This is a genomic window from Gordonia sp. (in: high G+C Gram-positive bacteria) (assembly GCF_012515855.1).
Lineage (GTDB): Bacteria > Actinomycetota > Actinomycetes > Mycobacteriales > Mycobacteriaceae > Gordonia.
Window position 1 is genome coordinate 1 of sequence record NZ_JAAYXO010000063.1, and the last position, 24150, is coordinate 24150.

Genomic DNA, 24150 nt, shown 5'->3' on the forward strand with positions numbered 1-24150 from the left:
ACGGACGCGCTCAGCTTCGCCTCGCTCGACGCGCGGGGAGCGGCGATGGCAGCTGAGAACCCCGGCGTCGAGACGAACCCGCGCGTCACCGACCAGGTCCGTGCCAGCGACCCGGCCTACTACATCTTCACGTCGGGAACCACCGGCTGGCCCAAGGCCAGCGTGATGAGCCACGGCCGTTGGCAGGTGGCCATGAACGGCTTCGGGATCGGCCTGCGACTGCGGCCCGACGACGTCCTCTTCGTGACGCTGCCCTTCTACCACAACAATGCGGCCACGGTCTGCGTCGCGACCACCATCGCGGCGGGTGCCTGCATGGCGATCAGTCCGAAGTTCTCGGCTTCGCGCTTCTGGGACGAGGCGATCGAGAACGAGGCCACCGCGTTCTGCTACATCGGCGAGCTCTGCCGCTACCTGCTGGCCCAGCCGTCCAAGCCCACCGACCGCAAGCACACGATCCGCGTGGCCGCGGGCAACGGCCTGCGCCCGGAGATCTGGGACGAGTTCGTCGACCGGTTCGGCATCGAACGGATCGTTGAGTTCTATGCGGCCAGCGAATCGAACATCGGCTTCGTCAACATCCTCGATCAACGCAAGACCGTCGGGTTCTGTCCGCTCCCCTATGCGGTGGTCGCGGCCGACGACGACTCCGGACTGCCGCTGCGGGGCGCCGACGGCCGCGTGATGAAGGTGGCCAAGGGCAGTCCCGGTCTGCTGCTCGGCAAGATCAGTCCGCTGGCCCGCATCGACGGCTACACCGATCCGGCCGCCACCGAGAAGAAGATCGTCCGCGACGCCTTCAAAGACGGCGACGAGTACTTCAACACCGGCGATCTGGTGACCGAACTCGGGTTCCGCCACATCGCCTTCGTCGACCGCCTCGGCGACACGTTCCGCTGGAAGGGCGAGAACGTGGCGACCACCGAGGTGGAGGCGGCGCTGAACAGTGTCGAGGGAATCGCCGAGTCGGTGGTCTACGGCGTCGAGGTCGACGGTGCCGACGGTCGTGCGGGGATGGCGGCCATCGTCGTTGACGAGGACTTCGACCCCTCGGACCTGGCCGCTCAGCTGCGGGCCAAGCTCCCCCACTACGCGGTGCCGCTGTATCTGCGCGTAGTTCCCCAGCTGGCCCAGACGTCGACCTTCAAGAACCAACGGGTGGCACTGCGCAACGAGGGCTACCGCGACGCCGGCGACGACCCGGTCTTCACCCTGACCGACGTCGGCTACGCGGCAACCGCATGATTTCGTGACGCGCGACATATTTCACACAGCGAATTTTAAGTATATGGATTTGTTACCTGACCGCCGGAAATGCGTCACGAAACCAGGTGCGACCAGCATCGAAACCCCCGCCATCCTTTGCGGCGACCGCGGAACCTGAGATAGCCTCACCACTCGTACGGGGGTACACGGGCCCAATCGCCCGAACATCGACGCTTCGCTCCCCACAGGTGGGCGAGCACGACGACACAGGGTCGCTTCGGGCGGCCAACGGACCGAAGGATTTTGAATGCTGAAGAGCGTTGGCAAGCGTCTGCTTGTCGCGATCGTCGCGACGGCAACCCTCGCGGGCACCGCGGTGGCCGTCGCACCGGAGGCTCAGGCCGCCGGCACCACCGAGACCGTCTACTCGCAGGCGATGCGGAAGAACATTCAGGTTCGCATCGTCAGCCCGGCGGGAAACAACAAGCCGACCCTCTACCTGCTCGACGGCCTGCGCGCCCCGAAGTCGACCAGCGGCTGGCTGCAAAACACCGACGTCGACGACTGGATGGTTGCTCGCAACACCAACGTCGTCATTCCGTTCGGCGGCGGCGGCAGCTTCTACACCGACTGGGAGCAGCGCGACCCGGTGCTGGGCCTCAACAAATGGGAGACCTTCCTGACCAAGGAGCTCCCCGCCTACATGCGGAAGAACCACGGCAGCGACAACCGCCGCAATGGCGTCGCCGGCCTGTCGATGTCGGGCACCGCGGCCCTGAACCTCGCGTCGCGCCACCCGCGTTTCTACGACGCCGTCGCGTCGTACAGCGGCTACCCGACCGTCACCATGCCTGGCTTCACCCAGGGCATCCAGGCTTCGGTGGCCGAGATGGGCGGCAACCCGAACAACATGTGGGGCTTCTACCCCGCGGGCGAGTGGTTCGCCAACGATCCGTTCCTGTCGGCGGGCAACCTCGCGGGCAAGCGCGTCTACGTCTCGTCGGGCACCGGCGTCGGCAGCAAGTACGACTCGAGCCTGACCCCGGGCAGCCCGAACTTCAACCCCACGAAGTTCGCGCAGATGGTTCCGCTGGAGGTCGCCGCGTCGACCAGCTCGCAGCTGTACATCGCGCGCCTGGCCACCGTTCCGGGCGTTCGCCTCACCACCCACATCACGCCGGACGGCGCGCACTGGTGGGACTACTGGGAGGATCGCTTCGAGGAGTCGTGGCGCACCACGTTCCGCCCCGCGTTCTTCTGATCGCGTAGCGACTCACAACGCTTCACACGATGGCCGGCACCCGCGGGTGCCGGCCATCGGCGTTCCAGGACTGTTCGTCGGATTTATTCCGGGACTCTTCTCACCAGAAAGTGTCGGTGTTCCGCGTTAGGGTTGATGGCGTGTCCACTCCTCAATCAATCATCACCCGGAAGACCTCTTCTTCCGTCTTTCTGGTCCTGACGATCAACGACGGCGGCGAGGGCACCGTCCGCGACGCGCTCGCCGAACTCCCCGATCTCAGCAGCGCCGTCGGATCACGCGCCCCCGAGGCCGCACTGGCCGCAATCGTGGGCATCGGGTCGGCAGCCTGGGACCGCCTGTACTCCGGCCCTCGGCCACGCTCACTGCGCCCGTTCACCGAACTGGTCGGCGGTAAGCACACCGCGCCCGCGACGCCCGGCGACCTCCTGATCCACATCAAGGCCGATCGCATGGACCTCTGCTACGAGGTCGGCCAGCGCCTCACGCAGCGCCTCGGCGCAGCGGTCACCACGGTCGACGAAGTCCACGGCTTCCGCTACTTCGACCTCCGCGACCTGATCGGCTTCGTCGACGGCACCGAGAATCCCGTCGGGCAGGACGCCGTCGACGCCATCACCGTCGGCGACGAGGATCCCGATTTCGCGGGCGGCAGCTACGTGGTGATTCAGCGCTACGTCACCGACTTCGCCGACTGGGAGGCCCTGAGCGTCGAAGACCAGGAGAAGGCGATCGGTCGTACCAAGCTCGAGAACATCGAGATGGCCGACGACGTGAAGCCGGCAAACTCGCACATCGCCCTCAACGTCATCACCGACGACGACGGCAACGAGATCGACATCCTCCGCGACAACATGCCCTACGGCGACATCTCCGGCAGCGGGGAGAAGGGCACCTTCTACATCGCCTACTCCAGCGGCCCGGACGTCAGCGAGCAGATGCTGCGCAACATGTTCATCGGCGAGCCCGAGGGCAACTACGACCGCCTGCTCGACTTCACCACCGCGGTCACCGGGGGTCAGTTCTTCGTCCCGACCTCCGACTTCCTGTCCGATCCGCCGGAGGCACCCGACCCGGCGGAGCTCGGCGCGACCGCCGCGGACAGCGAACCCGCACCCCGAAGCGACGGCTCGCTCGGCATCGGTTCGCTGCGCTAGACCACCGGTCGGGCGAGACCCGACGACGCACGATCCCACCTCGAGATAGGACTCGACACCATGAACAACCTGCATCGCGAACTCGCTCCGATCTCCTCGGCCGCCTGGGCCGAGATCGAAGAAGAGGCCTCGCGCTCGTTCAAGCGCAACATCGCGGGCCGCCGCCTGGTCGACGTGAAGGGCCCGCTGGGTCTGGACGTCGACGCGGTGACCCGCGGCCAGCGCACCAAGATCGACTCGCCCGCCGACGGCATCCAGGCCTTCCTGCGGCACACCCAGCCGATGGTGGAGCTGAAGGTGCCGTTCACGGTGACGCGCGAAGCCATCGACAACGTCGATCGCGGAGCGTCCGACTCCGACTGGGACCCCGTCGTGCGTGCCGCCCGCGAGCTCGCCCTCGCCGAGGACCGCGCGATCTTCGAGGGCTACGCCGCCGCCCAGATCACCGGAATCGCGCAGGAGTCGGGCGTCAACTCGATCGCGCTCCCCGACGACGTGCGCGACTACCCGGAGGCCATCAGCCAGGCCATCAGCAAGCTGCGTCTGGCGTCGGTCGACGGTCCCTACTCGCTGGCGCTGTCGGCCGAGAACTACACGCGGGTCAACGAGACCTCCGACCACGGCAACCCGGTACGCGATCACCTCCGCCGCATTCTGGTGGACGGCGACATCGTCTGGGCGCCTGCGATCGACTCCGGTTTCCTGGTGAGCACGCGCGGCGGCGACTTCGAGCTCTCGATCGGCCAGGACGTCTCCATCGGCTACGACTCGCACGACGCCGACTCGGTGAACCTCTACTTCTTCGAGTCGTTCACCTACCTCACCTACACGCCGGAAGCCGCCGTCACCCTGACGTAGCGGACTCCCGAACCGCAGGTTCCCGGCTCGGCACGTCGCCGGGGTAAACCCTGTCGCGCACTACTTCTGGCCGACGTACCCTGGGCTTCGTGCTCATTCGTCTGCTGCGGACCTATGTCCTGCGCTATCGCGGTGCCGTCGCCGCGGTCGTCCTCCTGCAATTGGTGTCGACCGCGGCGATGCTGTATCTGCCGACTCTCAACGCCGACATCATCGACTACGGCGTGGCCCGCGGCGACACCGGCTACATCCTCACCACCGGCGGATGGATGCTGCTGATCTCGTTCGCGCAGATCCTCGGGTCCGTGGCCGCGATGTACTTCGGCTCGCGCGCCGCACTCGGCGGCGGTCGCGACATCCGGCACGACCTCCTCCACCGCGTCAACGGCTTCTCCACGCGCGAGGTCGGGAAGTTCGGCGCACCGTCGCTCATCACTCGCACCACCAACGACGTCCAGCAGGTGCAACTGCTTGCCGTGATGGCGATGTCGATCCTGGTCGCGGCCCCGATCATGGGCATCGGCGGCATCATCATGGGCGTTCGCATCGCCGCACCGATCTCGTGGGTGCTGGCCATCGCGGTCCCGGTCCTCGGCGTGGTGATGGGCCTCATCATCTCGCGGATGATCCCCGGATTCCGGGCCATGCAGACCCGAATCGACGACGTGAACCGCGTGATGCGCGAGCAGATCACCGGGATTCGCGTGGTGCGCGCGTTCGTCCGCGAGCGACACGAGTCGGAGCGCTTCGGCGTCGCCAACGACCGGCTGGCCGACGCCTCGCTGCGGGTCGGCCGCATGATGGCCCTGATGTTCCCCGCGGTCATGCTGATCACCAACCTCACCCTGGTGGCCGTCCTCTGGTTCGGCGCGCATTCGGTCAACAGCGGGTCCGTCGAGATCGGCGCGCTGACCGCGATGATCAGCTACGTCATGCAGATCATGATGTCGGTGATGATGGCCTCGTTCCTGGCGATGATGGCCCCGCGCGCAGGCGTCTGCGCCGACCGCATCTGCGAGGTCCTCGACACCGAGACCACGGTCGCCGCGCCTGACAACCCGCAGCCGATCGTCGGCGATCCGGCGGTCCTGACTCTCGACGACGTCGAGTTCCGCTACCCCGGCGCCGACGAACCCGTCCTCTGCAACATCTCGTTCCAGACCGCGCCGGGCACCGTCACCGCGATCGTCGGCTCCACCGGTTCCGGCAAGACCACCCTGATCACCCTCCTGCCGCGCATGCTCGACGTGACCGACGGTGCCATCCGGCTCGGCGGCACCGATCTCCGGGACGCCGACCCCGACCGGCTGCGGCAGCACTACGGACTGGTCCCCCAGCGGCCGTATCTGTTCTCCGGAACCATCGCGAGCAATCTCCGACACGGCAAGGCCGACGCCACCGAAGAGGAGATGTGGGAGGCGCTGACCATCGCGCAGGCCGCCGACTTCGTGCGCGCCATGCCCGACGGCCTCGAGACCGCCGTCGCCCAGGGCGGCACCACCGTGTCGGGAGGGCAACGGCAGCGCCTGGCGATCGCTCGCGCGCTGATCCGCAAGCCGTCGGTGTATCTCTTCGACGACTCGTTCTCCGCACTCGACCTGGCCACCGACGCACGTCTCCGCGAAGCGCTGGTGCCTGCCACCCGTGACGCCGCGATGGTGGTCGTGGCCCAGCGGATCTCCACCATCACCGGCGCCGACCAGATCGTGGTGCTCGACCGCGGCACCGTGGCAGGTCTCGGCACGCATGCCGAACTGCTGGAGAGCTGTCCCACTTACGCCGAGATCGCCGAATCTCAGCTGGCGATCGGAGCGGGCGCATGAGCCGCGGCGGACCTCCCGGAGCCACCCCGACGCTCGAGAAGGCGAAGTCGTTCAAGCCGTCGCTGAAACGCCTCGTCCGACAGCTGGGCGACTACCGCGGGCGGATGGCGCTGATCGTCGGCTCGATCGTCGGCTCGGTGATCCTGACCGCGTACGCGCCCCGGGTGCTGGGCGATGCCACCGACGAGTTGTTCGCCGGCGTCATCGGCGCGCGACTGCCGGACGGCATTACCAAGGAGCAGGCCGTCGCCGGGCTCCGCGCGAAGGGCGACGGCACCTTTGCCGACATGGTCTCCTCGATGAACGTCGTCCCCGGCCAGGGTGTCGACTTCGGCGTGGTCGGCCGGATCCTGCTGACCGTCCTCGCCCTGTACCTGGGATCGGCCGTCCTCGGCTGGCTGGGGGCGTATCTGCTGAACATCGTGGTCGTCGGCACCATCGCCAAGCTCCGCGCCCAGGTGGAGGACAAGATCCACAGGCTGCCGCTGTCGTTCTACGACGCCTCGGCGCGCGGCGATCTCCTCAGCCGCGTCACCAACGACCTCGACAACCTGTCGCAGTCGCTGCAGCAGACCATCAGCCAGCTGCTGAACTCGCTGCTGATGGTGATCGCGATCCTCATCATGATGTTCACCATCTCGCCGCTGCTGTCGGTGATCGCCCTCGCGACCATCCCGCTCGCAGCGTTCGCGACCGCGATGATCGCCAAGCGCTCCAAGCCGCACTTCGTCGGGCAGTGGACCTCGACCGGCGCGCTCAATGCACAGATCGAGGAGGCCTTCACCGGGCACGAGCTGGTCACCGCCTTCGGCCGACGCGAGCACGTCGAGGCCACCTTCGACGATCGCAACGAGAAACTGTACGCATCATCGTGGCGGGCTCAGTTCATCTCCGGCATCGTGATGCCGACGATCATGTTCCTCGGCAACCTCAACTACGTCGCGGTCGCCGTCGTCGGCGGCCTTCGCGTCGCGACGGGCCAGCTCAGCCTCGGCGAGGTGCAGGCCTTCATCCAGTACTCGCGCCAGTTCACCCAGCCGCTGACGCAGATCGGGTCGATGTTCAACCTGATGCAGAGCGGCGTGGCGTCGGCGGAGCGGATCTTCGACATTCTCGACGAGGACGAGGAGACCCCGGACCCCGAGCATCCGGTGATGCCTGCCTCCGATGACGGTCACATCCGGTTCGAGGACGTCTCGTTCCGCTACGTTCCCGATCGCCCGCTGATCGAGGGGCTCTCCCTCGAGGCGCGCCCCGGTGACATGATCGCGATCGTCGGACCCACGGGCGCGGGCAAGACCACCCTGGTGAACCTCATCATGCGTTTCTACGACGTCGACGAAGGCGCCATCTACGTCGACGGCGTGGACGTCTCCACGATGACGCGCGACGAGCTCCGCGAACGCACCGGCATGGTGCTGCAGGACTCCTGGCTGTTCGGCGGCACCATCTACGACAACATCGCCTACGGCGATCCCACCGCCAGCCGCGAGGACGTGCTGGCCGCGGCGTCGATCAGTCACGTCGACCACTTCGTCCGCACCCTGCCCGACGGCTACGACACCGTGATCGACGACGAGGGCGGCGGGGTCAGCGCCGGCGAGCGCCAGCTCATCACCATTGCGCGGGCCTTCCTCGCCAAACCGACGATCCTGATCCTCGACGAAGCCACCAGCTCCGTCGACACCCGCACCGAACTGCTGATCAGCAAGGCGATGGCCAATCTCAGCAAAGACCGCACCAGCTTCGTCATCGCGCACCGGCTCTCCACCATCCGCAACGCCGATCTGATCGTCGTGATGGAAGACGGGCACATCGTCGAGCAGGGCGATCACGACGAGCTGCTGCGCAAGCGCGGTGCCTACTTCCGGCTCTACAACGCCCAGTTCACCGCCCCCGCCGAGGATGTGGACGCGCCGGTGTAGTGCGGAGTCGCGCCGTCGGATCGAATCCGGCCGTCAGATCAGGAAGACCATGCCGACCGCGATGGTCCCGCCGAATACGCAGGCGATCGCCGCGAGGGCGGGGAAGACGCCGTCCGGCATGTGCAGGGAGGTGTCTTTCAGAGCCCGCTGATTGTGGCCGTAGCGCCGATGACTCAACGTCAGCAGCACCACGCCGACCACCAGGCAGAGCACCGTGGGGATGGCCGCGACTGCAGGATTGTCGGCGGTCGGCACTCCGCGGAACAGCACTGCCGAGCCGGTCAGGAAGGCCAGGGCCGTCCGGGTCCACGCGAGTCGGGTGCGCTCGTTCTGCGCGCCGATGTCGAAGAGGAAGTTCGAGGTGTCGTGCACGGCATGATCTGCCGGTGCGGTGTCGGGCTGCAGTGCTGTGTCAGGCAATGGCCAGCCCCACCAGGACGGCGATGCCTGCGACCACCAGGCCGATCACCAGGATGAAGGCCGACGACGCCGCAGGCAGTGGTTGGCCGGTCCGCAGGGCGCGTTCGGATCGCGCCCACCGCGGGAACGCGGCTCCGGCCTGCAGCAGTCCGACCACCACCACGCCCATCGCCACGTACGACCAGATCCGTTCGCCGGTCGAGGCGGTCGCGATGTGCAAGGCCACCCCGGCGGCCATGAAGGCGAGCGCGGTGCGCAATGCCGCGAGCAGCGTGCGCTCGTTCGCGAGGGTGAATCGGGGATCGGGCTCCTCGCCCTCGTCGTAGACCCACTCCGGCCATCGCCGTGCCATCTGCTTGCTCCTTACGCTGCGGACATCGCTCCGACTTTCAGCGAAAATCCAACAGTCGTATTAACGCCACGATGATTTTAACCCTAGCCGCGTGAGCGATCCCAGCAGGTCGGGCAGAGAGAGACAAGGGACACACCCCGGCCCGGGGTAGCCGAGTTCAGTGCTGCGAGCTTGCGAGCACCTACCCCACGATGGTCGAGTTCATTTACTGCGAGCGCAGCGAGCACCGTCCCCACGATGGTCGAGTTCGGCGCTGCGAGCTTGCGAGCACCGCCGAGTATCGAGACCCCGACACACCGAGACCAACTACCCACCAACACTTCTCACGACGGTCTCGATACATCGCATGCTCGCTCCGCTCCCAGGCGACACTCGACCACCATGAGGAGACCTCGCTGCCCGCCTGCGAACACCAACCCCCACGATGGTCGAGCTCGGCGCTACGAGCATGCGAGCACCCACACCCACGATGGTCGAGTTCGGCGCTGCGAGCGCAGCGAGCACCGACGAGAATCGAGACCCGACACAACGAGACCGACCTCGCGCCGCTCCCAGGCGACACTCGCCCACCATGAGGACCCGCCGCCCTAGGAGAACACCGCGAACGCGAGCGCGACCACCACGATTCCCCCGGTCAACGCCCAGACGGTGGCCGGTCCGGGCATATGTCCGCCCTTCTCCAACGCGTGGGTCACGCGGTACCAGCGCCACGCGCCGGCGATGGCCGCACCGGCGCCGAGCAGGATCAGCACGATGCCGAAGATGAATCGGGCGGTGCTGTTCGAGAAGTCGACCATCACGTGTTGCACGGCGACGCCCGCGGCGATGAGGCCGAGCGACGTCCGCAGCCAGGCGAGCATCGTGCGCTCGGCGGCCAGGGTGAAGCGCGCGTCGACGGCACCGGGCGGCGGGCCGGGATTCTCTTCGGTCATCGGCTTCCTCCACCTCCCGCGAGCTCGATCAACTTGGCTGTGGTTCGCAGATTGCGGCCGGTGCCGGTGAATCCGAGGCCCTTCGCGATCTTCTGCGGGGTGAGCTTGGTGGTGCCCGCACCGCCGGGGTAGTCGATGTGGAGATCGCGGTCGATCACCCGCAGACGTTCACCGCCGCCGAAGTCCTGGGCGCAGAAGTCCGCGGCCGCTGCGGCCTCGGGCCGACCGGTCAGGAAGTAGATGTGGCCGTGCGAGGCCTCACCGAACGGGTATGCGGCCAGCGCCTGCGACAACGCGTCGGGCGTCCGGCTGATGACTTCGCGGAAGAACCCGAACTCGTCAAGGACGGCTTGCTCGAGCGCGCGGTCGAAGTCGTCGGAGGGGTCGGGTGGGTTGCAGAGCAGATTGCCCGAGGCGATATAGGTCGAGACGTCCGTGGCGCCGAGCCCTTCGGCGATCTCGCGAAGGCGGGCCATCGGCAGCTTCGCTCCGCCGACATTCACCGCGCGGAGCAGGACCACGTGACCGGCGGCCATCGGCACCTCCTGACCCGGTAGCGTTGTGCGTCATGAGCGACGCCGGAACCCCTTCGAAGATAGTGGAGATCTCGACCGACGGCGCGTGCCTTGGCAATCCCGGCCCGGGCGGTTGGGGCGCGGTCCTGCGGTACGGCGAGATCGAGAAGGAACTCTCCGGGTCCGAGGCCGACACCACCAACAACCGCATGGAACTGATGGGGGCCATCGAGGCCCTCAACGCCCTCACGCGGCCGTCGTCGGTAATCCTCTACACCGACTCCAGCTACGTGCGAAACGGCATCACCAAGTGGATCGCCGGGTGGCAGCGCAACGGCTGGAAGACCGCGAGCAAGCAGCCGGTCAAGAACGCCGACCTCTGGCAGCAACTCCTCGACGCCGAGAAGCGGCACGAAGTCGATTGGCGCTGGGTCAAGGGCCACAACGGCGACAAGTACAACGAGATCGCCGACACCCTCGCCACCAGCGCCGCGAAAGCGCTGCGCGACGGCTGACGTGTCGCCTGCGAGGCACGCAGGCGACTTCGCCGTCACACCTGGATAGGGCCGTCACACCTGGATCGGCGGGAAGAGCTGAACCATCGTGTACTGCCGGTTGCGCCGGGCCGCCCAGGCGCTGATCGCCAGACTGACCACCGCGATGGCGGCGAGGACGCCGACGGCCACCCAGAGTCGGGAGTCGACGCCACCGCTGATCAACTGCCTCAGGCCGGTGACCGCGTAGCTCATCGGGTCGAACGGGTGGAACCACTGCGCCGGTTTCGCCGTGGTCTCCACCGGATAGATGCCGCCGGAGGCGACGATCTGGACCATCAGGAAGGCCAACGAGACCACCCGGCCGACAGCCGGTCCGAGCACCGCGTTGAACATCTGTATGAGTGCCAGGAAGGTCGCCGACACCAACAGCATGAAGCCGAGCATCCCCAGCGGATGCACCGCGTCGAGGCCGACCGCGAAGTGCGCGACGACGAACATCACGACCACCTGCGCCACCGAGATCAGCACGCCGGGCCAGTACGAGGCCAGCACCGAGCGCAGGCCGCCGAGGCCGCCGATCACCGGGCGGGACTGCAGCGGCTTCAACATCATCCAGATGATGATCGCGCCGATGAACATGGCGAGCGGCAAGAAGAACGGAGCGAAACCGGTGCCGAAGGTCGGTGCCGGATTGTGAGTGTACGAACTCAGCGCCACCGGCTGCGACAGGTTGGCCGCGGTCTTCTGCCGCTGCTCGTCGTCCCCGAAGTCCGGGATCTGTTTGACGCCATCGGCCAGTCCGGTGGCCAGCTGATCTGCGCCGTCGAGCAGTTGCGGGGTGCCCTGCGCCAGTTGATCCGCGCCCGCGGCGAGTCGGTTGCTGCCGTCGGAGAGCTGAATCAGGCCGTCGTGCAGCTGGGCGGCACCGGCCTGCAGTTGGTCGGCACCGTTGCGGAGCTCGACCACCTTGCCCGTGAGCTCCCCGCTCTCGAGCATCGCGAGGGTGCTGCGCAACGACGAGTTCCGATCGCCGAGTTGCGCGGCGAGCGTGTTGGATTGCTTCGCGAGGCGGTCGACCTTAGCGGTGGTCGCCGCGTTCAGACCCTGTGTCTGCAGGAACTGCTTGACCGGAGCGAGCGCGTTGGCGAGCGCTCGGGCGTTGGGGTCAGCGCTGTTTCGCAGCCCGGCGATGACCTGGGACACCGCCTGCTCGGCCTGCGACTGTCCGGCGCCTGCGGCCCCGATCACGCCGAGCACGTCGGAGAGGTCGGATGAGATCGCGGCAGCGTCGGCGGCGTACTGCGACGGCTTGATTCCCGAGGAATCGACGGTAGTCAGCAGGCTCAGCAGGGGCGTCGTCGCGGCATTGATGCCCGTCGCCAACTGCGTGGTTCCGTCGGCGAGCTGCGCCGACCCGTCGCGCGCAGTGACCATGTTGGTCGCGAGCTCGTTGGAACCCGCGGCCAGCTGCTGAGCGCCGTCGTCGGCCTGCTTCAATCCGTCGGCCAACTGCTGCGAGCCGTCGGCGGCCTTCTTGAGGCCCTTGCCGGCCGAGGTGAGACCCACGAGCACTTGGTCGACGGCTCGCTCCCCGATGTTGTCGTTGAGCGCCTGGGTGACGCGCGACGCCGCGGTCTGCCCGATGATCCCGGCGAGATAGTTGTTCGCGTCGTTGAACGTGAACTGGATCTGCGCCTTGTGCGGATCGTCCGTTGTCGCCGAGGCGATCGACGAGCTGAAGTCCTTCGGGATCTCGATGGTGAAGTAGTACTTGCCGCTCGCGAGGCCTGCGGCGGCTTCTTTGGCGTCGGTCGCGTGCAGATCGAGCTCGCCGGACGCGAGCAGTTCGTCCCGCACCTGCTTGCCTGCGTTGAGTTCCTGACCGTTGGCCTCCACCGGCCGATCCTGATTGACGATGGCGACCGGCACCTTGGCGACCTCGTCGAACGGATTCCAGAACACCCACAGGTACATGGCGCCGTACAGCAGCGGCATCAGCACGATGGTGAGGATCGCGATGCGCGGCATCGCCCCCTTCGAGAACCGCTTCAGTTCGGTTCCCAACGACATTCCCGCCAACATCAGATCTCCCCCTGCGCCTGCGCGTCACCGGTGGGTGCGCGGTGAATGTACTCGCCTGTCTGTGCCCGACTCGACAGCATCGACGGCACGTCGATGACCGCGCGACACCCGAGCTCCGGGTCGACGTGATTGACGGTGGTGGTCACCACCGTCTGCTGTCTGCCGAGCGCCACCAGTCGTTCGAGCAGAGTGCGGTGGTCCAGTTCGCTGCTGACCTGATCGACGTTGCCGACCACCAGCAGCGGCTTGGGCCGGGTATTGGCGAGGGCCACCCTCAAGAGCAGTCCGTCGAGTTCGGACAGTTCCTCGACGTAGTCGCCCAGCTCCGGAAGAGGGAGGTCACCGAACACGGGCAGGCAGATCCGTTCGAGGTCGTCGCGTGTGGCCTTGCCGATCAGGCGATACCAGGACGCGTCCCAGCGGATCTTCTCGGTGAGGAGGTCGACGACGCGCACCGCGGCATAGACGTCGTCGAGCGCGGTGATTCCGGCCAGCGACGCCACGTCGAAGATCGCGCGCGGGCGCGTGCGGCCGAAGACGTCGATGGTGCCCGCGTGCGCCTTCATCCGCCCGGCGAGCGTCATCTGCAGGGCCGTGCGGCCGGCGCCGGACTCGGCGCGCAGGATCGTGAGTCCGCCCGCCGCGATGTCCAGGTCGAGGGGTCCGTAGACGTGGCCCCAGGGCCCCTTCTGCGTGATCCCACGAGCGACGACAGCCATGGCTGGATCGGGGTGATCGGTCATGAGTGTGGAGCGTAGTACCGATCGGCCCCGAGACCCGTGCTCAACCGTGCCGCACGTCTGCAAACACACGTTATCAAATTATGTGTGGTGCCGACCACACGCGCGCGGCGCTTCATGAACGCTCGGCCGAGGCAGGTGCCGTTGCGGCCGTGAGCCGCAGCAGGGCGAGGTCGACGATCTGCCGCGGCAGGCTGGGGTCCAGGGGCTCGCCGGTGACCAGCAATCGCATGTACAGCGGCGCGATCATGAGTTCGAGCGTGAGTTGAACGGGCGTGTCCTCGGGCAGTTCGCCGCGCGCCACCGCACGCGTGATCAACTCCCCAGCGCGTGCAACCTGGGCAGTCCAGTAGGAGTGCCGCTGCTCAGCGAGGCGTGGGCTGCCACTCGCCTGGACGGACAGTCGAGCGAGCGCCAGACCGATCGGCGACTGAAGGCGGGCCATCGTCGCTTCGACCAGTGCGATCAGGTCGGATCTCAGATCTCCGGTATCGGGGATGGGTACGGCATCCTTGGCCATGCTCAAGAGGACGTCGAGGGCCAGGTTGTCACGATCGCCCCAGCGCCGATAGATCGTCGTCTCGTGAACGCCCGACCGCTTCGCAATGGCAGGGATCGTCACGTTCTCGATGCCGTGTTCAGCGAAGAGTTCGGCTGCGGCATCGACGACGGCACGCCGGACGCGGGCACTGCGCCCGCCGGGGCGTGAACCGCCTTCGGGTGGTGTCATGCAGTCAGCCTATCGCAAGATTATTGCGTTTATTGATGGCCTGTGCTTAGCTCCGTTAACGCAAGACCTCTGCGATAGTGCTGTCGACGGAAAGAAGCGCAGCGATGAAGATCCACCACCTCAATACGGGAACGTTCCGTCCGATCGGCGGTCGTCTGGTTTCCGACGGCGTCGCCGGCTTTCGAGGCGGACGCGCCGTCTCACACTGTCTGTTGATCGAGACGGCCAAGGACGGACTCGTCCTCGTGGACACCGGGCCCGGAGCGAGCCTCCGCCCGGCCGGACGGATGTTGGAACTCGCCTTCAATGTGGCACTCCGCCCGGACTACGGACCGGTGGAGTCCCCATCGGCGCAGGTCAAGGCGCTTGGCTTCGATCCCACCGACGTTCGACACATTCTGCTCACTCACCTGGACCCCGACCACATCGGTGGACTCGTCGAGTTCCCATGGGCGCAAGTTCACCTGTCTCAGACCGAACTCGACGCCGCCACCGCTCCGCGGCACTTCCGGGAACGACTCTTCGCGCACGGACAGTGGGCGCACGGAGTCCAGTGGGCCCCCATTCCCGACAGCACCGAGACGTGGAAAGGCATACCGAACGCACGCACGATCTCAGGGCTCCCCGACGGCATCGTCGCCGTGGCGCTGCCCGGTCATACCGAGGGGCACACCGGATACGCGGTCGCGACCGACGCCGCGACCACTTCCGACTGGATTCTCCACGGCGGAGACAGTCACTTCTCTCGCCTGCAGATCGCGCCGGAGGCAGGGCATAAGGTGCCGCTCGGCATCAAGGCCTTCTACCGCCTCACCCAGTACGACGCCGTCGTTCAGCGACAGACTCTCGCCCGGCTGGTGGACCTGCATGCATCTCCAGAAGTGCGCATCATCTGCTCGCACGACCCCCGCCACATCGATTCGAGGGAGTCGACGACATGAAGATCGAATCTCACGATGTCGCGAGTTCGAAACCACCCGTCGCGCACCCGGTGACCAGATGCCCCGTACCGAGTGCCCGGACGCGGACATCGGTGACGCCGGTCGACGAGATCTTCGGAGCGCCCGCACCGGGCACCCAGACTTCGAGCTCACAGCCCTGCTGATCGCCGCTGCCGGTGATGCTCATCGTCCTCCCCTGCGAGGTCAGCGACTCGAGCCGTCCGGGAGTCCGTCGCGGATACGCGCGCGACAGGATGTCGATGACCTCGCGGTCCGGCGCGCGGAACTCGCCGGTGGCGCAGTCCTGCGGAATCAGGCCGTCGCCGATCGGTCCGATGCCGTTCTGCGGATCGCCGCACGACTGCTTCCACACCCAGTAGACGCCGCCGATCCGGAACTCGTCCTCGGTCGCGGCATAGCGCGCGAGACGGCCGATGCGGTCGTCGCCCCAGTAGCCGTACTCGCCGCTCCACAGCGGCACGCCGAGCCGCTCGGCCGCCCGAGCCGCGAGCTCGAAGCCGCGCTCGATGCCGACGAACGGCGGCAGCCCGAGGCTGCGGTCCATGGTGATCGACTCCGCGTACAGGTGCGGGGCGAAGACGATGTTGCCGTCGCGGGTGAAGTCTGCGGGGACGGTCGCTTCGAACGCCATGCCCGACCAGAGCAGGCTGGGTTCGAAGAACACCAGCTGGCGCGCACCCGCGTCGCGGAGCGCGTCGATGGCCCTGCCGTAGAACCTTCCGAGCAGCACGGTGGTCGTGACCGGCGCCGATTCGCCGAAGCCGGGTTCGTTCAGCAGGTCGAAGCCCGCGACGGCCGGGTCGTTGCCGAACTCCTCGCCGATCCGACCCCAGGCGCGAACCAGGTGATCCTGAATGCCGTCGGTGTTGTGGTAGAAGTTCTCGAACGCGCGGTCGCCCGCGGGTGAGATGTCACGGCCGGTGAACTGGCAGCGCGGGGCGCCGTCGTCGACGGTGGCCCAGGCGGGCGCGCCGTCGTATCCCCACATCGGCTCGGTGCCCGGCCGGCAGTTCTCGCCCTCCGGCGTCGGCGCCGCCGACCAGCCGTCCTGGTGCATGTCGATCACGGTGTAGAGCCCGACGTCCGCCGCCTGGTCGACGGCGGTGCGGATCTGCCGCACGTAGTCCTCGTCGTACTGACCGCGGGTCGGCTCCAGCGCCGACCACGAGATGCCCAGGCGCACCACGTTGAATCCGTAGGACGCGATCTGATTGAAGTCGGCCGCGGTCAACGGTGTGGTCGACGGGACCTCGGCACGCTTGGCATAGAAGTCAACGAGTTGGTTCACGTTGACGCCGCGCAGCAGCACGTCGCGCCCGGCGTCGTCGACGATTCGGATGCCGTCGGCCGTCAACGGGGCAAGGCGATCGGCCTTGGCCGGGACCGCCGTCGCCGCGTCGCGGACCACCGGACCGGACAGCGTCCCCACGACCACCAGCGCCACCGCACCGATCGCGGCAGCGACCACCCACACCCGGCGGGGACGCAGCAGCAGAGCCAGACCGACGATCCAACCGAAGCACACGGCAAACGCCAGCATGTCGGCCAGCCGCACGTAGAGCGCCATCAGCGGCCACAGGTCGCCGCCGAAACCGTCGCCGGTGACGAGTCCGACCACTGCGCCGATCACGGCCGCGATCACCGCACCGACCAGGGCCGCGAACCAACCGTCGAGGAAGATCGCCGATCTCGGCATGGATCCGGCGTCGAGCGGTCGACGAAGCCCGCCGGCGAGCAGCGTGCTCGCCGCCAGCACCAGCACCCCGACCAGCGCCGCGCCCCATCCAAGCGCTGCGCTCGGCGTCGGGGTCTAGGCGGTATAGACGGGAGCGGTCCACCAGAACGTCATCAGCGGCGCCACCGCGGCGAAGATCAGCGCGCCGCACCCGATGGACGTCAGTCGCCTCGACTGGTCATCGATCTCGATCGGTTCATCGGTATCGGCTGCCTGATCTCCATCGGCCGGCGCTGCGTCGACACGCGACGCACCGATTCGTCGAACCACCGCTACCGCGGTGGCCGCGACGAGCGCGAGGGGCAGAGCCTTGGCCAGCGAGTAGCTCGACGCCCAGAGACCGGCCCACAGATCACCGGCTTCCAGCGTCGCTGCCGCGGCCTTGCCCAGCCCGGACGCCAGCAACACAGAGAGGACGACCTTGCCGAACAGCCCGCGCGACGGCGTGACGGCCCGCACCGCCCACCAGGTGACCGCGAGGACCACCGGGACGTAGACCAGCAGGGTCGCGTGCGCCCACAGGCCGCCGTCGGGCCAGAGACTGCCGCCCGACCACCCGACCGGAGCGAGCAGCCCCACCGGGTCGGCGACGGCCAGGACGATCAACGTCACCGCGACCGCTGCCACCGCCGCCGAAGGCAGCACTGACCGCGACTGCACCTCTGAACGCGACTGCTCCTCTGAACGCGACTGGGGCATCTGACGGTTCCTCTCGACGACCGCCGGGCGCGGAAGCTCGGATCTACCTTCGCCCAGTCGATCGACCACCCGCGACCCGCGTCACAGAATCGCGCACCGCGACCTGCCTGCGTTCAGGCGATCACGCCGTCGTCGTGCAGGCCGCGCAGGTCGTCGGAACTGAGCCCCAACACCTCGGCGAGAACGGCGTCGGTGTCGCTGCCGAGGTCCGCCGCGGGCGCGCTGCCCGAGTACGACGAGTCCCATCGCGACGGCGAGTGCGCCGAGATCACGGTGCCGATACCCGGCTGCGCGAGGCTGATGAGGACCGGGCGGCCCGCCGGGTCGGCGGCGAAGTCGGCGGCCACGTCGGCGGTGGTCCGGTACGGCCCCCACAGCACGCCGGCGGCCGACAGCTCGTCGTGCACCTGCGTCGTCGATCGGGCGGCGAACCAGGGTTTGAGGACGGCCTCGATCAGTTCCCGATGCGCGTACCGGCCCTCGTCGGTCTGGAAGTCCGCGCCGAGTGACCCCTCCAGCGCGGCGAACACCTCGGTCGTCCCGGTCGCGGCGCCGACCGCGGCCCACTGCCGCGGTGTCAGCACCACCACCATCGTGCGACCACCGTCGGCCGCGGCGAAGTCGGTGCCGAACGCGCCGTACATGTGGTTGCCGTGCCGGGCGCGCGGACCGCTCTCGGCCGCCTCGGAGTACCAGCCGAGATTCGCCACGGCCGCCATCGCAACGTCCGACAGCGCGATCTGGACATGTGCGCCCTCGCCGGTCCGGTCACGTCGGCGCAGCGCGGCCAAGACCGCGGTCACCACTTCCTGACCGCAGAGCAGATCCCACGCGGGCAGCACGTGGTTCACCGGTCGATCGGTCTCGGTGGGCCCGGTCATCGAGGCGACGCCGGAGTCGCCGTTCACCGTGTAGTCGACGGCGGCCGAGCCGTCGGCACGACCTTCTACTCGGACCGCGATCACGTCGGACCGGCGCGCGGACAGCGCATCGTACGAGAACCACGAGCGGCCTACCGCGTTGTCGATGACGATGCCCGCATCGGGTCCCGGGGCGGTCGCCAACGACAGCAGCAGGTCGCGGCCGCGGTCGGAGCGCAGGTCCAGGGTCACCGACTTCTTGCCGCGGTTCAGCGAGTTCCAGTACAGGCTGGCCCCGGTCTCCGCGGCCAGCGGCCAGCGGCGGTAGTCGACGTTTCCGCCGATCGGATCCACGCGGATCAACTCGGCGCCGAGCTGCGCCAGCGCCATCCCGGAGCTGGGGCCGGCGACGAAACTGGCGAACTCGACGACGCGGACGCCGGCCAGGGGACGGTTCGAGACAGTCACGACAGCTCCGATCAGATCTTGTTCCGCGCGATGTGCTGGGCGGCGATCACGTTGCGCTGGATCTCGTTGGTGCCCTCACCGACGATCATCAGCGGCGCGTCGCGGAAGTAGCGCTCGACGTCGTACTCCTTCGAGTACCCATAGCCGCCGTGCACGCGGATCGAATCGAGCGCCAGCTGCATCGCCGTCTCCGACGCGAACAGCTTCGCCATGCCCGCCTCGAGGTCTGCGCGTTCACCGCGGTCGAGCTTCTGTGCGGCGTCGACCGTCAACAGGCGCGCGGCCTGCTGCTTGGTGGCCATGTCCGCGATCAGGTTGCCCACGCTCTGGTGCTGCCAGATCTGCTTGCCGAACGACTCGCGTTCCTGCGCATACCGGGTGGCCGCCTCCAGCGACGCCTGCCCCACGCCGAGCGCACGCGAGGCCACCTGCACGCGACCCACCTCGAGGCCGCGCATCATGTGCCCCCAGCCCACGTTCGGGACGCCGCCGAGCACGGCGTCGGCGGGCACCCGCATGTCCTCGAACACCAGCTCGCACGCCTCGACACCGCGGTAGCCGAGCTTGGGCAGCTTCTTCGAGACGGTGAAACCCTCCCCGGGCTCCACCAGGATCACGCTCATCCCGCGGTGCGACGGGGACGCCTCACGGTCGGTGACGCACAGCAGACCGATGAGACCGGAGTGCGAGGCATTGGAGATCCACGTCTTGGAGCCGTTGATGACGAAGCCGCCGTCCACCGGATCGGCGTGGGTGCGCATGGCCTGCAGATCGCTGCCGCCGCTGGGCTCGGTCAGCGCCATCGTGGCGCGAATCCGGCCCTCCGCCATCGCGGGCAGGTACTTGCGCTGCTGCTCGTCGGTGCCGAAGGTCTTGATCAGGTAGGTGATCACCGAGTGGCCGCCGATGGCGCCCGCCAAGCTCATCCAACCGCGCGCGAGCTCCTCGCAGACGCGGGCGAAGCAGGCCATGCTGACGTCGACGCCACCGTGCTCGGCGGGCACCAGCAGGCCGAAGAAGCCGAGCTCCTTCATCTGCTCGATGAACTCCTCCGGGTAGATGTCGTCCTCCTCGAACTCGCGCACCCGCGAAGCCACGCGCTGATCGATGAAATCGCGGACCAGCGCGACCATTTCTTCTTCGTCTTTGGTCAGAGACATGTGCGGTTACACCCTTCTGGTCGTGCCTGCGCCGGTGGTCGTGCCGCGGTATCGGAGGTCCGCTACTCAAGCATTCACGCTGGTCGCTCGACTGTTGCCGAGTTCGGCCGGGCTCATATAGAGTCCATTTTCTAACAGGTTAGTAGAATTCTTATCCGGAAGGCCACCATGTCTCAAGTCAGTGCCGAAGACTTCACACACATCCGCGACTCCGTTCGCGAGTTCATCGCCACCCGCGTGATCCCCCGCGAACGCGAGATCGCCGACAACGACGCGATTCCCGAGGATCTGCGCCAGGCCTGCAAGGACATGGGCCTGTTCGGCTACGCCATCCCGCAGGAGTGGGGCGGCCTCGGCCTCGACCTCGCGCAAGACGTCGAACTCGCGATGGAGATGGGCTACACCAGCCTCGCGCTGCGCTCGATGTTCGGCACCAACAACGGCATCGCCGGACAGGTCCTGGTGAACTTCGGCACCGACGAGCAGAAGTCGACGTGGCTCGAGAAGATCGCGTCGGGCGAGGTCGTCGCATCGTTCGCCCTCACCGAGCCCGGCGCCGGGTCTAATCCGTCCGGCCTGCGCACCAAGGCCGTCCAGCAAGAGGACGGCGACTGGGTCGTCGACGGCGCCAAGTGCTTCATCACCAACGCCCCGACCGCCGACCTCTTCGTCACCTTCGCCCGCACCCGCCCGGCGGATGCCGACGGCGCGGGCATCGCGGTGTTCCTGATCCCGGCCGACACCCCCGGCGTCGTGGTGGCCGAACACGATCAGAAGATGGGCCAGCAGGGCGCCCTGACCTCCGACGTCCACTTCGACGGCGTGCGAGTGCCCGCGTCCGCACTGGTCGGCGGCGCCGAGGACGTCGGCTACCGCGCCGCGATGATCTCGCTGGCCCGCGGCCGCGTCCACATCTCCGGTCTCGCCGTCGGCGCGGCCCAGCGCGCCCTCGACGAGTCGCTGCGCCACGCCGCGGTGACCACCCAGGGCGGCACCCCGATCGGCGACTTCCAGCTGGTCCAGGCACACCTCGCCGACATGGCCACCGGCATCGCGGCCGGTCGCGCCCTGGTGCGCGACGCGGCGGCCAAGTGGGTGTCGGGCGAAGACCGCCGGATCGCCCCGTCGGTCTCCAAGCTGTTCTGCACCGAGATGGTCGGCGAGGTCGCCGACAAGGCCGTTCAGGTGCACGGCGGAAGCGGCTACATGCGCGAAACCGCCGTCGAACGCATCTACCGCGATGTGCGTCTGCTACGCCTGTACGAGGGAACCAGCGAGATCCAGCGGCTGATCATCGGCGGCGGTCTCGTCAAACAAGCAAAGAAGGACGCGCAGAAACCATGACCTCCACCGATCTCGCCCGGGCCGCCACCACCCTCCTGTTCGTCCCCGGCGACCGGCCCGAACGTTTCGAGAAGGCCGCCGCGGCGGGCGCCGATCTGGTGGTGGTGGATCTGGAAGACGCGGTCCCCCACGACAACAAGGTGATCGCCCGCGGGCACGTCACCGAGTGGGTCGCCACCGGCCATCCCTGTGCCGTGCGGATCAATGCCGCCGACACCGGGTACTTCGCGGGCGACCTCGACGCCCTCACCGGCCTCGGCGCCACCATCATGGTCGCCAAGGCCGAGTCGCCCGACATCGTGCAGAAGGTCGCCGAGGTCACCGGCTGCGGTGTCATCGCCCTCATCGAGACGGCCCTCGGGGTGCTCAACGCCCCGCAGATCGCCGCGATCCCCGGCGTGGTGCGCCTGGCCATCGGCACCTTCGACCTCTCCGCGCAGCTCGGCGTCGACCCGCTGGACACCGACGCGCTGCTGGCCAGCCGGAGCGCCCTGGTGCTCGCCTCGGCAGCGGCGGGCCTGGCCGGTCCGCTCGACGGTGTCACCGCGGGCGTCGACGACGCCGACGGCATCACCGCGGCCGTCACCCACGCCCGCCGCCTCGGCTACGCGGGCAAGCTGTGCATCCATCCCCGCCAGCTGGCCCCGACCGGCGCCGCCTTCGCGCCCTCCGACGAGGAGGTCGAATGGGCGCGGACGATCGTCGACGCCGTCGACTTCGACGGGGTCGCGGTGGTCGACGGCCAGATGGTCGACAAGCCCGTCGTCGACCGCGCGGAGCAGATTCTGAAGCGGATTCGCTAGCCGTCCCAATCGGCTTTCCCACACTTTTAGGAGCATCACCATGACCGGACTTCTCACCGGCAAGACCGCCGTCATCACCGGCGGCGCACAGGGCATCGGCTACGCGATCGCCGAACGATTCATCGCCGAGGGCGCCCACGTGGTGCTCGGCGACATGAACGCCGAGCAGGTCGCGGCAGCGGCCACCGAACTCGGCGGCGACACCATCGCGCGTGGCGTGGCCTGCAACGTCACCTCCGCCGACGACGTCCAGGCCCTCATCGACGCCGCGATCGACGCCTTCGGCGGCGTCGACGTGATGGTCAACAACGCGGGCATCACCCGCGACGCCACCATGCGCAAGATGAGCGAGGAGAGCTTCGACCAGGTGATCGACGTGCACCTGAAGGGCACCTGGCTCGGCACCCGCGCGGCCGCGGCCCACATGCGCGAGCGCGGCAGCGGCGCGATCGTGAACCTGTCGTCGATCTCCGGCAAGGTGGGCTTCGTCGGCCAGACCAATTACTCGGCGGCCAAAGCCGGCATCGTCGGCCTCTCCAAGGCGGCGGCCAAGGAGGTCGCGCACGCCGGCGTTCGCGTCAACTGCATCCAGCCCGGGCTCATCCGCACCGCGATGACCGAGGCGATGCCCGAGCGCATCTGGGACCAGAAGATGGCCGAGATCCCGATGGGCCGCGCAGGCGAGCCGAGCGAGATCGCCTCGGTCGCCACGTTCCTCGCGTCTGATCTGTCGTCATACATGACGGGCACCGTGCTCGAGGTGACCGGCGGGCGATTGATGTGACCGACTGGCAACCGCACACGGTCGTGACCGAGGAGATCTTCGACCCCGGCCGGGTCCGGGCCCTCGCCCAGATCTTCGACGACGGCCTGCCGACCCCCGAGGCCGGCGACCCGCTGCCTCCGCTGTGGCACTGGGTGGCCCTGCCCGAATGGGCGCCGTCGAGCGAACTCGGCCTCGACGGGCACCCGCGCCGCGGGTCGTTCCTGCCGCCGATCGACCTGCCGCGCCGCATGTTCGCCGGCGGCTCGGTCGAGTTTCCCGGCATCGTCCGCGTCGGCGACCGGGTGCGCCGGGAGTCGATCGTCGAATCGGTGACCGAGAAGAACGGTCGCAGCGGCGCACTGACGGTGGTCGTGGTGTCGACGACGCTCGTCGCGCCCGACGGCACCGCGGCCGTGGTGGAGAAACAGAACCTGATCTACCGCGAGGCGGCCCCCACCTCGGACGCCCCGGCTGCCGACCCCGATCCGGCCGCCGCGTTTGTTCCGGTGGGCCGCCCGATGGTTCCGGCAGGTGCGGACCGGTGGGACCTGCGCACCGATCCGACTCTGCTGATGCGCTTCTCCGCGGCAACCGCCAACGCCCACCGGATCCACTACGACTGGCCGTACGCCACGCGGGTGGAGGGCTACCCCGGGTTGGTGGTGCACGGACCGTTGATGACGATGGCACTGGCACAGACGCACCGCCTGCTGGACGACGGCACGCGGATCGCCGCCCTGAGGCACCGGAACCTGAAGCCCCTGTTCTGCGGGAATCCCGCGCAACTGGTCTACACCCGATCCGACGACGGCGCGCACGTCGAACTCGTCGGCCCAGATGCTGTCAGTTCAGATG

General features: G+C 67.9%; 23 protein-coding genes. 12 read left to right on the plus strand and 11 right to left on the minus strand.

The window, feature by feature from the left end:
• From GX543_RS04170 to GX543_RS04195, 6 genes are all read left to right on the plus strand, one after another.
• Positions 1-1245, plus strand: a 1245-nt coding sequence (locus GX543_RS04170) for an AMP-binding protein (RefSeq protein ID WP_290850001.1), incomplete at its 5' end; no start/stop codon positions are given.
• Between the two features lie 268 nt (positions 1246-1513).
• A complete protein-coding gene (locus GX543_RS04175; RefSeq protein ID WP_290850003.1) occupies positions 1514-2467 on the plus strand; it encodes an alpha/beta hydrolase family protein in 954 nt (317 codons plus the stop codon).
• A gap of 140 nt (positions 2468-2607) precedes the next feature.
• Positions 2608-3624, plus strand: a complete 1017-nt coding sequence (locus GX543_RS04180; protein ID WP_290850005.1) for a Dyp-type peroxidase — start codon at positions 2608-2610, stop codon at positions 3622-3624.
• A gap of 60 nt (positions 3625-3684) precedes the next feature.
• A complete protein-coding gene (locus tag GX543_RS04185) occupies positions 3685-4482 on the plus strand; it encodes a family 1 encapsulin nanocompartment shell protein (RefSeq protein ID WP_290850006.1) in 798 nt (265 codons plus the stop codon).
• Between the two features lie 89 nt (positions 4483-4571).
• A complete protein-coding gene (locus tag GX543_RS04190; RefSeq protein ID WP_290850008.1) occupies positions 4572-6305 on the plus strand; it encodes an ABC transporter ATP-binding protein in 1734 nt (577 codons plus the stop codon).
• Positions 6302-8230, plus strand: a complete 1929-nt coding sequence (locus tag GX543_RS04195) for an ABC transporter ATP-binding protein (protein ID WP_290850010.1) — start codon at positions 6302-6304, stop codon at positions 8228-8230. Before GX543_RS04190 ends, GX543_RS04195 begins: the two co-directional genes overlap by 4 nt.
• Before the next feature lie 33 nt (positions 8231-8263).
• Here the strand turns inward: GX543_RS04195 and GX543_RS04200 are convergent, their stop codons facing one another.
• The 4 genes from GX543_RS04200 to GX543_RS04215 all read right to left on the minus strand — a co-directional run bounded on the left by GX543_RS04200 (position 8264) and on the right by GX543_RS04215 (position 10470).
• Positions 8264-8650 carry a DUF202 domain-containing protein gene (locus tag GX543_RS04200; RefSeq protein ID WP_290850011.1) on the minus strand — a complete coding sequence of 129 codons (387 nt, stop codon included), beginning with the start codon at positions 8648-8650 and terminating at the stop codon, positions 8264-8266.
• Entirely contained in the window at positions 8643-9002 is a 360-nt protein-coding gene (locus GX543_RS04205) for a DUF202 domain-containing protein (protein WP_290850012.1), read from the minus strand. Before GX543_RS04205 ends, GX543_RS04200 begins: the two co-directional genes overlap by 8 nt.
• 587 nt (positions 9003-9589) lie before the next feature.
• Complete coding sequence (locus tag GX543_RS04210) at positions 9590-9934, minus strand: DUF202 domain-containing protein (protein WP_290850013.1); 345 nt, start codon at positions 9932-9934, stop codon at positions 9590-9592.
• A complete protein-coding gene (locus GX543_RS04215) occupies positions 9931-10470 on the minus strand; it encodes a DUF1697 domain-containing protein (protein WP_290850015.1) in 540 nt (179 codons plus the stop codon). The genes GX543_RS04210 and GX543_RS04215 overlap by 4 nt, the downstream gene beginning before the upstream one ends.
• 32 nt (positions 10471-10502) lie before the next feature.
• Here GX543_RS04215 and rnhA point away from each other — a divergent pair, with 32 nt between their 5' ends.
• Complete coding sequence (gene rnhA / locus GX543_RS04220) at positions 10503-10964, plus strand: ribonuclease HI (RefSeq protein WP_290850017.1); 462 nt, start codon at positions 10503-10505, stop codon at positions 10962-10964.
• A 54-nt stretch (positions 10965-11018) separates the two neighbouring features.
• Here rnhA and GX543_RS04225 read toward each other — a convergent pair whose 3' ends face one another.
• The 3 genes from GX543_RS04225 to GX543_RS04235 all read right to left on the minus strand — a co-directional run bounded on the left by GX543_RS04225 (position 11019) and on the right by GX543_RS04235 (position 14498).
• Positions 11019-13028 carry a YhgE/Pip domain-containing protein gene (locus GX543_RS04225; RefSeq protein WP_290850019.1) on the minus strand — a complete coding sequence of 670 codons (2010 nt, stop codon included), beginning with the start codon at positions 13026-13028 and terminating at the stop codon, positions 11019-11021.
• Positions 13028-13771 (minus strand): hypothetical protein, encoded by a 744-nt coding sequence (locus tag GX543_RS04230; protein ID WP_290850021.1) that lies wholly within the window; start codon positions 13769-13771, stop codon positions 13028-13030. Before GX543_RS04230 ends, GX543_RS04225 begins: the two co-directional genes overlap by 1 nt.
• A 112-nt stretch (positions 13772-13883) precedes the next feature.
• A complete protein-coding gene (locus tag GX543_RS04235) occupies positions 13884-14498 on the minus strand; it encodes a TetR/AcrR family transcriptional regulator (protein WP_290850023.1) in 615 nt (204 codons plus the stop codon).
• Positions 14499-14602: 104 nt separating this feature from the next.
• Between GX543_RS04235 and GX543_RS04240 the strand changes: the two genes are divergently transcribed.
• Complete coding sequence (locus GX543_RS04240) at positions 14603-15439, plus strand: MBL fold metallo-hydrolase (RefSeq protein ID WP_290850024.1); 837 nt, start codon at positions 14603-14605, stop codon at positions 15437-15439.
• Positions 15440-15449: 10 nt separating this feature from the next.
• On the opposite strand, the gene GX543_RS04245 is transcribed toward GX543_RS04240, so the two are convergent.
• From GX543_RS04245 to GX543_RS04260, 4 genes are all read right to left on the minus strand, one after another.
• The gene (locus GX543_RS04245; RefSeq protein WP_290850025.1) at positions 15450-17216 is read right to left on the minus strand and encodes a cellulase family glycosylhydrolase; all 1767 of its coding nucleotides are present in this window, start codon (positions 17214-17216) and stop codon (positions 15450-15452) included.
• Between the two features lie 54 nt (positions 17217-17270).
• Positions 17271-17855 (minus strand): hypothetical protein, encoded by a 585-nt coding sequence (locus GX543_RS04250; protein WP_290850027.1) that lies wholly within the window; start codon positions 17853-17855, stop codon positions 17271-17273.
• A gap of 152 nt (positions 17856-18007) precedes the next feature.
• Positions 18008-19222, minus strand: coding sequence for a CoA transferase (locus GX543_RS04255; protein ID WP_290850028.1), 1215 nt, complete (start codon positions 19220-19222; stop codon positions 18008-18010).
• A gap of 11 nt (positions 19223-19233) precedes the next feature.
• Positions 19234-20382, minus strand: a complete 1149-nt coding sequence (locus GX543_RS04260) for an acyl-CoA dehydrogenase family protein (protein WP_290850029.1) — start codon at positions 20380-20382, stop codon at positions 19234-19236.
• Positions 20383-20550: 168 nt separating this feature from the next.
• Between GX543_RS04260 and GX543_RS04265 the strand changes: the two genes are divergently transcribed.
• The 4 genes from GX543_RS04265 to GX543_RS04280 all read left to right on the plus strand — a co-directional run.
• Entirely contained in the window at positions 20551-21726 is a 1176-nt protein-coding gene (locus GX543_RS04265) for an acyl-CoA dehydrogenase family protein (protein ID WP_290850030.1), read from the plus strand.
• Complete coding sequence (locus GX543_RS04270; protein WP_290850031.1) at positions 21723-22529, plus strand: CoA ester lyase; 807 nt, start codon at positions 21723-21725, stop codon at positions 22527-22529. The genes GX543_RS04265 and GX543_RS04270 overlap by 4 nt, the downstream gene beginning before the upstream one ends.
• Before the next feature lie 40 nt (positions 22530-22569).
• Positions 22570-23313, plus strand: a complete 744-nt coding sequence (fabG, locus tag GX543_RS04275) for a 3-oxoacyl-ACP reductase FabG (protein WP_290850032.1) — start codon at positions 22570-22572, stop codon at positions 23311-23313.
• A partial coding sequence (locus tag GX543_RS04280) for a MaoC family dehydratase N-terminal domain-containing protein (protein WP_290850034.1) occupies positions 23310-24150 on the plus strand: 841 nt, incomplete at its 3' end. The genes fabG and GX543_RS04280, both read left to right, overlap by 4 nt.

Excerpts from the sequence above, each read along its gene's own strand:
- GX543_RS04175 (WP_290850003.1), top strand. The coding sequence starts at position 1,514 with ATGCTGAAGAGCGTTGGCAAGCGTCTGCTTGTCGCGATCGTCGCGACG.
- GX543_RS04185 (WP_290850006.1), top strand. The coding sequence starts at position 3,685 with ATGAACAACCTGCATCGCGAACTCGCTCCGATCTCCTCGGCCGCCTGG.
- GX543_RS04195 (WP_290850010.1), top strand. The coding sequence starts at position 6,302 with ATGAGCCGCGGCGGACCTCCCGGAGCCACCCCGACGCTCGAGAAGGCG.
- GX543_RS04205 (WP_290850012.1), bottom strand. The coding sequence starts at position 9,002 with ATGGCACGGCGATGGCCGGAGTGGGTCTACGACGAGGGCGAGGAGCCC.
- GX543_RS04210 (WP_290850013.1), bottom strand. The coding sequence starts at position 9,934 with ATGACCGAAGAGAATCCCGGCCCGCCGCCCGGTGCCGTCGACGCGCGC.
- GX543_RS04215 (WP_290850015.1), bottom strand. The coding sequence starts at position 10,470 with ATGGCCGCCGGTCACGTGGTCCTGCTCCGCGCGGTGAATGTCGGCGGA.
- rnhA (WP_290850017.1), top strand. The coding sequence starts at position 10,503 with ATGAGCGACGCCGGAACCCCTTCGAAGATAGTGGAGATCTCGACCGAC.
- GX543_RS04225 (WP_290850019.1), bottom strand. The coding sequence starts at position 13,028 with ATGTTGGCGGGAATGTCGTTGGGAACCGAACTGAAGCGGTTCTCGAAG.
- GX543_RS04230 (WP_290850021.1), bottom strand. The coding sequence starts at position 13,771 with ATGACCGATCACCCCGATCCAGCCATGGCTGTCGTCGCTCGTGGGATC.
- GX543_RS04235 (WP_290850023.1), bottom strand. The coding sequence starts at position 14,498 with ATGACACCACCCGAAGGCGGTTCACGCCCCGGCGGGCGCAGTGCCCGC.
- GX543_RS04240 (WP_290850024.1), top strand. The coding sequence starts at position 14,603 with ATGAAGATCCACCACCTCAATACGGGAACGTTCCGTCCGATCGGCGGT.
- GX543_RS04260 (WP_290850029.1), bottom strand. The coding sequence starts at position 20,382 with ATGTCTCTGACCAAAGACGAAGAAGAAATGGTCGCGCTGGTCCGCGAT.
- GX543_RS04265 (WP_290850030.1), top strand. The coding sequence starts at position 20,551 with ATGTCTCAAGTCAGTGCCGAAGACTTCACACACATCCGCGACTCCGTT.
- GX543_RS04270 (WP_290850031.1), top strand. The coding sequence starts at position 21,723 with ATGACCTCCACCGATCTCGCCCGGGCCGCCACCACCCTCCTGTTCGTC.
- fabG (WP_290850032.1), top strand. The coding sequence starts at position 22,570 with ATGACCGGACTTCTCACCGGCAAGACCGCCGTCATCACCGGCGGCGCA.